11 protein-coding genes are annotated in these 13,041 nt (G+C 50.2%); 8 read left to right on the top strand and 3 right to left on the bottom strand.

Going from position 1 to position 13,041, the window contains the following annotated elements; genetic code table 11:
• The first annotated feature begins 41 nt into the window (after positions 1–41).
• On the top strand, positions 42–3,359 hold the full coding sequence (locus tag ACO0LM_RS11750) for a type I restriction endonuclease subunit R (protein WP_423037251.1): 3,318 nt from the start codon (positions 42–44) through the stop codon (positions 3,357–3,359).
• Positions 3,360–3,428: 69 nt separating this feature from the next.
• The gene (locus ACO0LM_RS11745; protein WP_423037248.1) at positions 3,429–4,319 is read left to right on the top strand and encodes a GIY-YIG nuclease family protein; all 891 of its coding nucleotides are present in this window, start codon (positions 3,429–3,431) and stop codon (positions 4,317–4,319) included.
• A 124-nt stretch (positions 4,320–4,443) separates the two neighbouring features.
• Here the strand turns inward: ACO0LM_RS11745 and ACO0LM_RS11740 are convergent, their stop codons facing one another.
• The 3 genes from ACO0LM_RS11740 to ACO0LM_RS11730 form a co-directional block, all read right to left on the bottom strand.
• On the bottom strand, positions 4,444–4,773 hold the full coding sequence (locus tag ACO0LM_RS11740) for a type II toxin-antitoxin system RelE/ParE family toxin (protein ID WP_423037246.1): 330 nt from the start codon (positions 4,771–4,773) through the stop codon (positions 4,444–4,446).
• Entirely contained in the window at positions 4,773–5,042 is a 270-nt protein-coding gene (locus tag ACO0LM_RS11735) for a type II toxin-antitoxin system Phd/YefM family antitoxin (RefSeq protein WP_423037244.1), read from the bottom strand. Before ACO0LM_RS11735 ends, ACO0LM_RS11740 begins: the two co-directional genes overlap by 1 nt.
• An 80-nt stretch (positions 5,043–5,122) precedes the next feature.
• Positions 5,123–5,488, bottom strand: coding sequence for a hypothetical protein (locus ACO0LM_RS11730; protein WP_422978290.1), 366 nt, complete (start codon positions 5,486–5,488; stop codon positions 5,123–5,125).
• Positions 5,489–5,728: 240 nt separating this feature from the next.
• Here ACO0LM_RS11730 and ACO0LM_RS11725 point away from each other — a divergent pair, with 240 nt between their 5' ends.
• The 6 genes from ACO0LM_RS11725 (at position 5,729) to ACO0LM_RS11700 (ending at position 12,912) form a co-directional block, all read left to right on the top strand.
• Entirely contained in the window at positions 5,729–7,387 is a 1,659-nt protein-coding gene (locus ACO0LM_RS11725; RefSeq protein WP_423037242.1) for a VRR-NUC domain-containing protein, read from the top strand.
• Complete coding sequence (locus ACO0LM_RS11720; protein ID WP_423037240.1) at positions 7,384–9,636, top strand: helicase C-terminal domain-containing protein; 2,253 nt, start codon at positions 7,384–7,386, stop codon at positions 9,634–9,636. The genes ACO0LM_RS11725 and ACO0LM_RS11720 overlap by 4 nt, the downstream gene beginning before the upstream one ends.
• Positions 9,637–9,952: 316 nt before the next feature.
• A complete protein-coding gene (locus ACO0LM_RS11715) occupies positions 9,953–10,684 on the top strand; it encodes a TetR/AcrR family transcriptional regulator (RefSeq protein WP_423037238.1) in 732 nt (243 codons plus the stop codon).
• Entirely contained in the window at positions 10,681–12,033 is a 1,353-nt protein-coding gene (locus ACO0LM_RS11710) for an ABC1 kinase family protein (RefSeq protein ID WP_423037236.1), read from the top strand. The genes ACO0LM_RS11715 and ACO0LM_RS11710 overlap by 4 nt, the downstream gene beginning before the upstream one ends.
• Complete coding sequence (locus tag ACO0LM_RS11705; RefSeq protein WP_423037234.1) at positions 12,017–12,406, top strand: DUF6463 family protein; 390 nt, start codon at positions 12,017–12,019, stop codon at positions 12,404–12,406. The genes ACO0LM_RS11710 and ACO0LM_RS11705 overlap by 17 nt, the downstream gene beginning before the upstream one ends.
• Positions 12,403–12,912, top strand: coding sequence for a DUF2867 domain-containing protein (locus tag ACO0LM_RS11700; RefSeq protein WP_423037232.1), 510 nt, complete (start codon positions 12,403–12,405; stop codon positions 12,910–12,912). Before ACO0LM_RS11705 ends, ACO0LM_RS11700 begins: the two co-directional genes overlap by 4 nt.
• The last annotated feature ends 129 nt before the right edge of the window (positions 12,913–13,041 follow it).

Here is a 13,041-nt window from a genome sequence, read left to right as displayed (position 1 = left end):
TAGCCTTTGATTAAACCAAGCCTCCACCAGAGAACCTCTTTATGAGCAAAGCCAACGAACTTACCTTTCAAAATGACATGATACGCCAGCTCGTGACCAATGGCTGGCTGCTAGGCAAGGCGGAGCATTACAATCGTAAACTGGCGCTGTATCCTGAAGATGTGCTGGGTTTTGTCAAAGACACGCAAGACGAGCAATGGCAAAAGTTTTGTACCTTGTATCCTGTTCAGCCTGAACAAAAAATCCTGGAGCGACTGACGCAGCAGTTGAACAAAGCAGACCCAAATGCGGCGAATAAAGAGATGCGTACCTTTGGCACCCTGGGTGTCTTAAGGCATGAACTTAAAGACCGTGGCACGCGCTTTTCTCTGTGCCAGTTTGCGCCTGAGCATGATTTGAATCCGGATACTTTGGCGCGCTATAAGCAGAACCGTTTACGTGTGGTGCCAGAGTTGACTTACAGCCCTTGGGTGAAGGAGGCGGATGGTGCGCCACTGGATTCCCGCCTGCGCGGGAATGACGACTCAACTGGTACGGATGAGGCAAACAGTGTAAAAGCAAAAGCCTGGCGTATTGATCTGGTCTTGTTCGTCAATGGCATCCCGGTTGCGACTTTGGAATTAAAGTCTGAATTTAAACAGGCGGTACACAATGCCATGCGTCAGTATCGCACCACGCGTTTGCCCATTGACCCCGTCACCAAAAAATCAGAACCACTGCTGACTTTCAAACGTGGTGCATTGGTGCATTTTGCGGTGAGCCAGTACGAAGTCTATATGACGACCCGGCTGGAAGGTGAAGATACTTTCTTCCTGCCGTTTAACAAGGGGACGCATGATGGTGGCGCTGGTAATGATGTGCCTGAAGATGTCACGCAATATGCCACTGATTACTTATGGAATGAAGTCTTATTGCCCGACAATCTGCTTAAGATTTTGGGCCGCTATGTGCATTTGCAGATAGAAGAAAAAGAAGACTGGGAAGGCCGCAAGTATAAAAAGGAAAGCATGATCTTCCCGCGTTACCACCAGTGGGATGTGGTGAATAAATTATTGGAAGCAGCACGTACTGAGGGGCCAGGACATAAATACCTGATACAGCACAGCGCGGGTTCAGGCAAATCAAATTCGATTGCCTGGGTGGCCCACCAGTTATCGTCTTTGTATGATGAGCGGGGCAATAAGCAATTTCATTCGGTGATTGTAGTGACAGACCGTACTGTGCTGGATGCACAGTTGCAAGACACGATTGCCCAGTTTGAACATACCGACGGCGTGGTTGGTCGCATCAATAACCAGGAAGGTGATGGTTCAAAATCAGAAAAACTGGCCAAGGCTTTAGAAAGCTCTCAGCCAATTATTATCGTGACGATACAGACCTTCCCTTTTGTATTGCAGGCGATAGAAAACAGCGTGAGCCTGAAAGAGCGTAACTATGTGGTCATTGCTGATGAGGCACATTCTTCGCAAACTGGCTCTACAGCGCGCAAATTGAAAGAAGTCTTGATGGTGGATGGCAGCACCAGTGATGAAGATGAAATCACTGCTGACGATATTATTGATGCTGCCGTTGCCTCACGCCGTGCGTCCAAGAACCTGAGTTATCTGGCGTTTACTGCGACGCCTAAAACCAAGACGCTGGAATTATTTGGCCGCCGCCCTCGCCCTGAAGAACAAGCATCAAAAACCAATAAGCCTGCTGCCTTCCATGTGTACAGCATGCGTCAGGCGATAGAAGAGGGTTTCATCCTGGATGTATTGCAGAACTACACCAATTACAAGGTGGCATACAACCTGGCAATGCGTATCAACGATGCAGATCAACAGGTGGAAAGCAAGAAAGCCACGGTCAGGCTCAACCAGTGGGTACGCCTGCATGACCACAATATCAGCCAAAAGGTCATGATCATTGTTGAACATTTTAAAACGCATATCATGGGTTTATTGGGTGGGCAGGCCAAGGCCATGGTGGTGACCAGCTCACGCAAAGAAGCCGTGCGCTATAAAAAATCTTTTGACACTTACATTACCAAGAAAAGTGAAAGTGAGCCTGACTATCAACAGATACGGGCTATGGTGGCTTTTTCTGGCGAGGTAGAATTTAACGATAAAGACCCGAATGTCGAGGCGCTGCTGGACCAAAAATTCACAGAGACAAACATGAACCCGGCCTTAAAAGGCCGCGATATGCGCAAGGCTTTTGATACCGATGATTATCAGCTCATGATCGTCGCCAACAAGTTTCAAACAGGTTTTGACCAGCCCAAGCTGTGCGCGATGTATGTGGATAAAAAACTGGGTGGTGTGGAATGTGTGCAAACTCTGTCGCGCCTGAACCGTACTTACCCCAGTAAAAAAGAGACTGGTACCTTTGTACTGGATTTTTTTAATGATCCGGAAGATATCCTTTCCTCCTTCCAGCCTTATTTTCAGACGGCAGAACTGGCAGACGTATCCAACCCCAATTTGATTTTTGATCTGTTTGATAAATTGCGCACTGCGGATATTTTTACCTGGACAGAAGTTGAGCAGTTCTGCAAAGCCTTCTTTGTGCAAAGTAAAAGCAATGCCGCCATTGCCAATATCTGCAAACCCGCCGTAGAGCGCTGGCAAAAACGCTATAAGCATGCGGTAGAGGCTTACAAGCAGGCCAAGGAAATGTATGAACGCACAAAGAAATTCAATGACGCGGTACTGATTGCCAACGCTGAAAACAGTCTTAAAGACTGCAAGAAAGCCAGGGATGCGCTGGAGATATTCAAAAAAGACCTGGGTACTTTCGTTCGCTTTTATGAATTCATGTCGCAAATCGTAGATTATGATGACAAGGATTTGGAAAAACTCAGCCTGTACGCCCGCAACCTGCGCCCCATGCTGCGAGAAACCATCATCGACGAGGATGATATCGATTTATCGACCATCTCTTTGAGTCACTATCGCGTATCCAAAATCCGCCAGCAGCATTTAATGCTGAAAGAAGATCAGGAAGAATACAAGCTGGTGCCCGGTGAAGGCGCAGGCACAGCCCGCGCCAAGGACAAGAAAACAGAATTCTTGTCGCAGATAGTCTACAGGCTAAACGAGTTATTCATCACTGACCATTTGACTGATCAGGACATGGTCAATTATTTTTTCACCGTTAGCGACAAGGTCAGGGAAAACTCCAGCGTCATGCAGCAATTCGCCAACAACAGCGCAGAACAAGCCATGCTGGGTGATTTTTCCAAGGCACTAGACGACGCAATTTTAGATAGCAGCGACGTGCATGAAAACCAAAAAATGCAATTATTATCAGATCCAGTACGCTATGCTGGATTTAAAAAAATGGTTTTTGATTTGATGAGGCGACCAGCATCGTGACTTTTCTAAATGTATGCTGTAACTATCAAACTGCCGTGAAGACTAAGAAATAAAATAAGGAACGATGCAATGCAACCATTCTCCATCACCCTGTTTGCCACCACTGGCGACCCGGAGGCGATTCGCCACGTGGACAAATCTAACTGGTCAGGCTATGGCGTGGTGTTCACCAAAGAACTGGTCGGCAGCCTGAAGCAAGAGCCGGGTATTGCACAGGCAGGCATCTACATCCTGGTTGGTAACGCCGCCGAAGAAACCATTTATATCGGTGAAGCCGACCCGGTAGGTGACAGGCTAAAGAATCATGTCACCAACAAAGAAGGCTGGGTTTGGGGTGTGTACTTTTTTGACCGCAACCATAAAATCGGCAAGACCGAGGTGCAATACCTTGAATCCGCGTTACTTGCCCTGGCCAAGAAGTATGACCGCGCCATTTTACTCAATAAGAATACGCCAACAGAGCCGACCATGTCCCCAGCAGCGAAAGCGACTGCACAGGCTTTTCTGACAGACATGCTGCTGATCTTGCCCATGCTCGGCATCAATGCATTCACGCCACCCAAGATCAAGGATGTGACAGAACAAGTGCAGCCTGTGGGCTCAGAAAGCGGCAGCTTCGACACCATCGTCATCCCTGCCCGCGAAGATGGTTTTAAAGAAGAATTTTTAAAACAAAACCGCTGGTTTGCTGTGCGTATCAATGCCAGGCAAATTCCAAAGTTAAAATACATCGCTGCCTACCAGGTCGCGCCCATTGCAGCCATCACCCATATTGCCGAAATTGAATCTATCGTTCCTTACAACGACACTGGCAAGTACATGATTAATATGAAGCGGGCAGCGACAGTGATTAAGCCTATACCGCGTACAGATAGCAGCGAAATCAACATGCAGTCATCACGCTACGCCTTGCGCGACAAACTTCTGGCGGCAAAGAGTTTGGATGAGGTTTGGGTTTAAGCAAGCATTTGTCTGAAAACAGTGAGCTTATCCTGAAATTTAGTCTTCCATAGATTGCTTAAAAAAACGTTACTTTGGAAGCACAAGAAATGAAAAATACCACGGCAAATTTACGCGACACGAGCTAGTTAACCCGCAGCAAGCGCCTGGTCAGCAAGCCGCTCATATCTCGCCTGGTGTCTGCAATGATGTGGATATACGCCGTGTCTTGCCGCACTTCGTAAATGATGCGGTTCATGCCGGACAAGACCTGACGGTATTGGCTCAGACTGAGTTTTTCCAGTTCATCCGGGATGATGCCTGCATAAGGAAATTGCTGCAAATGGCGGATCGCGTCTTTGATTTTGCTGTAGCTGTCTTGCCAGGTTTTTGCTGAAAAATTTTTGATCAGATAACTTCTGAGTTCTTTCAGGTCTTGCTCGGCCGAGGCAAGGATAACTATCCTGCGCCCCATCAGTGGTCGGCCTTATCCAGTTCGGCAAAAACATCCTCTGCATCGCGAAACTGGCCTTGTTCTATCTCGCGGTTACCTAGTGCCAGCATTTTTAACAGGGCCAGAGTTTCTTCCTGCTCTTCATAGCTTTTAACATCCATGACAACCAGCTTGGCTTCGCCATTTTGGGTAATCAACATGGGTTCACGGCTTTCTGTAAGGTCTTTTACGATTTCAGCAGTATGGCTTTTGAGGTAGCTGATTGGCTTTACCTGGGTAGAGAGTTTCATTTTGCATCACCACCGATTAAAAGACTGATTTTAGTCTTAATTTGGTCTTATTGTCGCTTTCAGTTCAAAAAAAGCTGATTTTAGTACCTATGCTCATCCACCAAATGCTTATTAAAACTGTACTTGCTGCCGCCTTGCAGCACGTCGGTCAGGCGTTTGGGGTTGCCGGCTGAGATGAAGATGTCGGCGATGCCGTCCTTGACGCGGAACTTGGTGGCGGGGCTGAGGATGTTGTTGGCTTTGATCATCAGGTGGCGGATGATTTTGGCTTTTTCGCTGCAGATGAGGAAGTGGTTTTCTTTTCTGAAGTTGGTCAGCGGAATGTTTAGCCACCAGCCTTCGTCATTGCCATAACGGACGACCTGGGAGAATTGGGTGTTGCCGTCGTTCAGGACGTTGGCTTGCAGGGAATCGTTGGCGATTTGTATGGCTTCGGCTTTGTTCATTTTTTGTCTTAGGTGGGTGTTTTGGGCGGGGTAATTAACAGAATTGCTGCTTGGGTATGCGGCTGAAACCCATCCCTAACCCGGCCTTTCCCTTGAAGGGAAAGGAGTATATGGCAGTATTTTAACCGCTAGGCCTTCAACGCAGACGGAAATGCTTGCGGTTCTCGTTTACCCTTCATAGCAGATTGCGTTAAACTGTATGCATATACAGTTATTTAAACGCTATTTACCCTCCCCCGCATGCTTGCCAATCTGGCCTACCCCTTTTACTACCTTGAAAACTTCCAGACTGTGCTGGATTGGGTGGCTGGGCGCTATGCGGATTTGCTGGTGGCGGATGAGCAGGACTTTATTACTCAGTTTCCCCGCTTGCCGCAGGTTTCACGTGCCTTGTATGTGCGTATGGTGATGCGCAAGGGCTGCGTATTCAGGGCCAGCAAGCTTAATTATGCCGAGATTGGTGATACCCGTGCGGCCATGCAGGCCCTGGTGGACGTGGGCTGGGTGCAGGCTGATGCTGTGGTTGATATTGCGGGCTTGTTTGATTTACTGCAAAAACCGGAGCTGGCGCTGGCTTTTGCCATGTCGCCTGCTGAAAAGAAATTGCAAAAGGCAGATCAACTGGCTTTGCTGGGCTTGCAGCACACGGACAGCAAGGCATTTTCTGGCTGGTGTGCGGGCATGGATGATGTGGCTTACCAGGTGCTGAACAAGGATTTGTGCGACCGGCTGCGATTGCTATTTTTTGGCAATCTGTATCAGGATTGGTCAGAATTTGTGCTGTCTGACCTGGGTATTTTTCAGTATGAAAAGGTGGAATTTTCTGCGGCGTCGCGTGGCTTTGGCAGTCGTGCTGATATTGATGCTTACCTGGCCTTGCATGCCTGCCGCGAAGCTTTTCATGCGGAGCAGCCTGTGCCTGATGTGTTGGCGCAACTGGCTGCCACTGGTCTGCATGCGCTGGACAATGCCTGGCTGGTCAGCCGCCGTAACCGTTTGCTGTATCAGATTGGTGAACATTTAGAAAAGCAAAAAGACTGGGCGCTGGCGCAGCAGGTATATGCAGACTGCACTTACCCTGGTGCACGTTTGCGTGCCATACGCGTGCTGGAAAAAAGCGGGCAAACCCAGGCGGCTTTTGATTTGCTGACACTGGCGCAGCAAGCGCCAGAGAGCGAGGCAGAACACCAGCAGATGTTGCGCATTGCCCCGCGCCTTTGTCGCAAGCTGGGCCTGGCTAAAGTGGCTGCGGCGACCAGTATGCCACCCACAGAACTGGCCTTGCGCCTGCCGTTTCCGCAAGAAGATTATGTGGTCGAATATGTGGTACGTGATCATTTAAGCTGTGATGAGGCACCGGTGTTTTATGTAGAGAATGCGCTCATCAATTCTTTGTTTGGCTTGTTGTGCTGGCCAGCTATTTTTAAGGCGATACCGGGAGCGTTTTTTCATCCATTCCACCGCGGGCCTGCGGATTTGCTGAGTGCCGATTTCCAGGTGCGGCGGGAAGACGATTTTGCTGCCTGTTTTGCGCAGCTGGAGTCAGGTGCGTATCGCCAGACCATACGCGACACTTATACCGCCAAATTTGGCGTGCAATCGCCCTTTGTGTTTTGGAGTGCCTTGTCTGAAGACTTGCTGGAGATGGCGCTGACATGTATACCCGCGCAACACCTGAAGCATAGTTTTGAGCGCATCTTGCTCGACATCAGGGCCAACCGCAATGGCTTCCCTGACCTGATACAGTTTTGGCCGCAAGAACAGCGTTACCAGATGATAGAGGTCAAGGGCCCCGGCGATAAGCTGCAAGACAACCAGAAGCGCTGGCTGGATTTTTGCGCCACGCATGACATGCCTGTCACAGTATGTTATCTGGAATGGCAAGAGGCTGATCAGTGAGCGCTGAAGGTTATACCGTAGCCGTGCGGGCGCTGTGTGAATTCACAGCAAAGCAGGGTGATCTTGATTTGCGCTTTACGCCCTCCCCCACTGCCGAGCAAGGCATGGCCGGGCATACGACGGTGGCCTTGCGCAGAAACGGCAGTTACCAGCGTGAAGTTAAACTCGAAGGCCAACATGGCCGCTTGCAGGTGCGTGGCCGTGCCGATGGCTATGACCCTGACTTGCAACAGGTAGAAGAAATCAAAACTTATCTGGGTGACCTGCACACCATGCCAGACAACCACCGGCATTTGCATTGGGCACAGGTCAAGATATATGGGCATTTGTTATGCCAACAGTTGGGCTTGCAAAAGATCAGCGTGGCGCTGGTGTATTTCAATATACAAAGCCAGAAAGAAACAGTATTGCAGCAAGAACTTGGCGCTGCTGAGCTGGCAGATTTTTTTGCCTTGCTGTGTGGCCGCTTTATTGCGTGGGCAGAGCAGGAAGTGAGCCACCGTGCTGCGCGTAACATAGCTTTGGCGGACATGGTTTTTCCCCATGCGACATTCAGGCCGGGCCAACGCCAATTGGCTGAAGCCATGTACAAAGCCAGCAAACGCAGTTGTTGCCTGCTGGCGCAAGCGCCCACTGGCATAGGCAAGACCATAGGCAGTTTGTTTCCGCTATTAAAAGCCACGGCAGAACACAAGCTGGACAAGATTTTCTATCTGGCTGCCAAAACATCAGGCCGGCAACTGGCTTTGCATGCATTGGCCAACATACAGAGCAGCACCCCATCCCTTGGCTTGCGCACGCTGGAACTGGTGGCAAAAAGCAAGGCCTGCGAATACCCGGAAGCCGCCTGCCATGGCGATGCCTGCCCGCTGGCCAAAGGCTTTTATGATCGCCTGCCTGCGGCCCGAGCCGCTGCCGTTGATCAGCAATTGCTGGATAAGGAAGGCTTGCGCAATGTCGCCCTGGCGCACCAGGTTTGCCCCTATTATCTGGGCATAGAAATGGCACGCTGGGCCGATGTCATCATTGGTGACTATAACTATTATTTTGACATCCACGCTTTGCTGTATGGCTTAAGCGTAGTGAATGACTGGCGTGTGGCCGTGCTGGTGGATGAGGCGCACAATATGGTGACGCGGGCACGCCAGATGTACACGGCAGGGTTGCAGCGCGACAGCCTGAAGCAACTGCGCAAGACACCACCACCAGTACTCAAGAAACCCTTGGACAGGCTATATCGCGCCTGGCTGCAACTGGAAAAAGAACAAACGCCAGACTATCAAGCCTATGCAGAGATACCAGAAAAATTGCTGGCTGCATTAACGCGCCTGTGTACAGAAATTGGCCTTTACTTTGCCGACAACCCCAGCCAGCTGGCACCTGATTTGCAGCAATTTTATCTGGATGCCCTGCTGTTCAACCGCCTGGCAGAAAGCTTTGCTGATCATTCGCTGTTTGATATCAGTAAAGAACAGGGCACATCGACGCTGTGCATACGCAATATCGTGCCGGCTACATTTTTAACGCCGCGCTTTGCGGCCAGCCATACGACAGCCTTATTCTCGGCCACGCTCAGCCCCTGGAATTATTATTGCGATACTTTAGGCTTACCCGAAACTACCGCCTGGGTGGATGTGGAATCACCCTTCTCTGCAGATCAACTGGCAGTACATATCGTGGACAAAGTATCCACCCGCTATGCCGACCGCAGCAATTCTGTCGCGCCCATCACGGCATTGATGGCACAGCAGTACCATGCACAGCCGGGAAATTATCTGGCGTTTTTCAGCAGCTTTGATTATCTGGCCCAGGTCAGCACCAACTTCATCCAGCACTACCCCGATATCCCGGTACGCTTGCAAACCCGACGCATGAATGAGGCAGATCGTGAAGATTTTCTGGCGAAATTTACCGCAGACAGCCAGGGCATCGCCTTTGCCGTGCTGGGTGGTTCTTTTGGTGAAGGCATAGACCTGCCAGGTACCCGCCTGATCGGCGCCTTCATCGCCACCCTGGGTCTGCCACAGCTTAACCCCATCAATGAACAGATCAAGCTGCGCATGGATAAAATCTTTGGCGCGGGCTATGACTATGCCTATCTTTACCCAGGCTTGCAAAAGGTAGTGCAGGCAGCAGGGCGGGTGATACGGCAGACGGATGACAAGGGTGTGGTGTATTTGATTGATGACCGCTTTGGGCGTGGAGATGTGCGGGCTTTGTTGCCAGGGTGGTGGGCTGTGAAATCCTAATATTGCAGGTTGGCATTATGTAGGTTGGGCTGCGCCTTACCAGCCCAACACTCGGCTTTTAATTACGTACATCATCCTTCAATCGCCCAGTATGTAGGTTGGGCTACGGTTTTCCAGCCCAACACTCGGCTTTATCAAACGTATCCGTTATTTAGGCGCCCAGTGTTGGGCTGGTAAGGCGTAGCCCAACCTACACACCTCCCCACCCCACAATCAATACAAACCCTCGTTTAAACAAGTAAACCTTGTTATTTAACGAAACAATGTATATATTAATGGAACTCAAACACCATTTTTATAGAAGTTCGTCTCGATTATGAAAACTTCCAAATCCCAGCAAGAACAAACCCGGCGTAATCTTATCCGTGCGGCCGTCGACCTGATTACCGAAAAGGGTTATGACGCCACCACCATGAAGCAGATCGCCCGGGATGCCGGCATCGGTGATGCGACGATTTATAAGTACTTCCCCAGCAAGGAGAAAATCCTGCTGGCTTACTATGAATTGTGTATCGACATCACCCTCGAAACAGCGCAAGAAACACCAGGCTGGGAAGAATTTACCCTGCAAGAAAAACTGCAAAGGCTGGTGGATGCTTTGCTGGAACTCTTGCTGGGTGACCGTGAATTTGTAGAAATCACGCGTGATATCTTTGGTAAATCACCCTTGCTGATGATGCGCGACAATATGCCGGGGCAGCAAACCCTGAAGCAAGAAATCGTCAGCCTGCTGGAAGAAGCTGAGCAGCGCGGCGATATTTCACCTTGCGATTTCAAGAACCTGATCGGTGGCTTGTTTGGTGACTATCTGTTCGCCGTCATCGCGTATTGGCTCAAGGATGAGTCGGAAGAATTCTCTAACACCACGCAGTTGGTGGATATGACGCTGGCGATACTGGTCATGGCCTTGAAGAGTGGCATCGTCAATAAAGTGTCAGAACTGACCAGCTTCATGCTGCGCAACCAGCTATCACGCATCATGCAAAATGGTTCTGGCTTGCTGGAAATGGTTAAGCTCGTGCGGAATGGTTTGGGGGATAGACGATGAACAAGGCACCGCCTGCCAGCAAACTCGGTAGAACTGCCATCACTGGCCTGGCACTGGCGCAGGCTGGTGCCAGCAAACTGGGTCACAAGGCGCGACAAATGCTGCGTAGCGATGATGACAAACAGGCTGCACAAGAACAGCACGAAGCAAAACTCGGGCGCATACTTTTTAAGGCTCTCAACCAGTTAAAAGGCAGTGCGCTCAAGGTATCGCAATTGCTGAGCATGGAAGCCGATTTTTTGCCGGAAGGTATACGCCGTGAACTGGCCAAGGGCTGCCACCAGGTCACGCCTTTGAATCGCGCGCTGATCCATAAAGTCTTTCAACGTGAATTTGGGCAGGCTCCGGAACATCTGTATGCACAATTCGATGCGCATGCCTTTGCCGCGGCCAGCCTGGGGCAAGTGCATCATGCGCAATCGGCAGATGGCCAGCAACTGGCCGTCAAGGTGCAATACCCTGGCATAGCATCTGCCATAGGCAGTGATTTGCGTATGTTGCGCGGCATCTTTCAAACCATGGCCATGGGCACCACCATCTTGCCACGCAAAGAAGTCATAGACCGCTTCATGAATGAACTGGAAGTCAAGCTGGGCGAAGAGCTGGATTACGAACATGAGGCGACGCAGTTACACTGGTTTGGCCAGCATGTCAATTTGCCCGGCATTGTCATCCCCAGATGCATAGACGCCATGTCCAGCAAACGCATATTGACCATGGAAAAACTCGACGGCCTGCACCTGGATGCCTGGCTGGCGACGGCACCTGATCAAACACAGCGCAATCATTTTGGGCAATTGCTGTTTGACTGGTTCTGGTTCAGCGTTTGCCAGTTGGGCCGGGTGCATGCAGACCCGCATCCTGGCAATTTTTTATTCATGCCTGACGGGCGCCTGGCAGTATTGGATTTTGGTTGCACCAACAAAATTTCCACTACCTGTAGCAATGCCATGGCCAGCAGTTGGCGGGCCTTGCTGATGACGGACGAAACCGAACGCAATCGTATTTTGCGCCTGGCCTATATCGATCTGGGTCTGTTTTCTGATGTGGTCACACAAGCTGAATTTGATACCGGCGTCATCCCGGCACTGGCAGAATTACATGCCTGGAAGATAGAAGCCTTTCGAAGTACGCACTTTGATTTCAGCAACAAATCGCCCTACCCCAAAACCATCAACGTCCAGCACAGCAAGGTGTTGGCAAGCATCCTGGCCGGCTGGCATGAAGACGTGCCGTATTTTGACCGTGCCTATCTGGGCCTGATGAATATGCTCAAGAAAATGGGCTCTATAGTCAACACGGATATCGCCTGGACCAAACAAGGAGTCCCCCATGTCAGCACCAATTAAAACCGGGAAAATCTGGATAGGTCGTTATCTGATGGTCATTGCCGCCCTGCATACCATCGTCGCCTTGCTGCTCTACGGCCCCGTCTTTATGGGCATGCTGGAACGCGGCGTATTCAATACCGTCAATCGTGACCCTTTGCGGTCGGCAGCGATCTGGTTCTTGCTGTTTGGTGGGCCACTTTTACTGCTGGGAATGAACATCAACAACATGGAACGCAAACGCGATTTTGCAGAAGCCGGCACCATGGGCCTGGGCATATTGATCTGCTGTCTGTTCGGCCTGGTGTTGATGCCAGTGTCTGGCTTTTGGCTGGCCATACCGGCGGCAATTGCATTGATGAACAGGCGTTCAAACCAAAGGCCAGCACTATGAGAAACAAGATCACGGAAACTGCAGTCCCAAGCAACACCAAAATTGCGGAAGACCTGCCCGGTGCCTATTTTTATGATTGCTATCAAATGCCATTCAATCACGCAGAACTGAGCGCCATGCAAATCTACATGAATACCTTTGCCAGGACACCGGCGTGGGTCAATTGCCTGATGGGTGCACGCAATCGCGTCGTCGGCCTGTTTGGCTTGAAGAACCTGGGCGGGATGAAATCGCTGGATAAAAACAAGCCAGCCGAGGCGTATCAGGTAGGGGACAGGGCGGGGATATTCTCGCTGGTGTACAAGTCAGACGAAGAGGTCATATTCTGCGATTCTGACAAGCATCTGGATGTCAAAGTCTCTGTATCCAAACAAGTCAGGGATGGCCTGCCCAGCATTGCCGTTACCACCATTGTGCATGTACACAATAACCTGGGGCGTGCCTATATGCTGTTTGTCGGCCCGGCGCACAAGGTGATTGCGCCAGCAGTATTATCCAGAGCATAAGCTTCCATCATCTCTGAAACGACGGCTAAATCATATACGTATTTTCCACCATCTGTTTTGTCACGCATTTGTCACAAATCTCTTCTAAGATGAAATCACCAAAACAACAGAGAAGAGGATAATAAAGAC

The sequence above is a fragment of the Undibacterium sp. Di26W genome (assembly GCF_049340265.1).
Taxonomy (GTDB): Bacteria; Pseudomonadota; Gammaproteobacteria; order Burkholderiales; family Burkholderiaceae_D; genus Undibacterium.
This window is presented reverse-complemented; position numbering and strand designations above follow the sequence as displayed.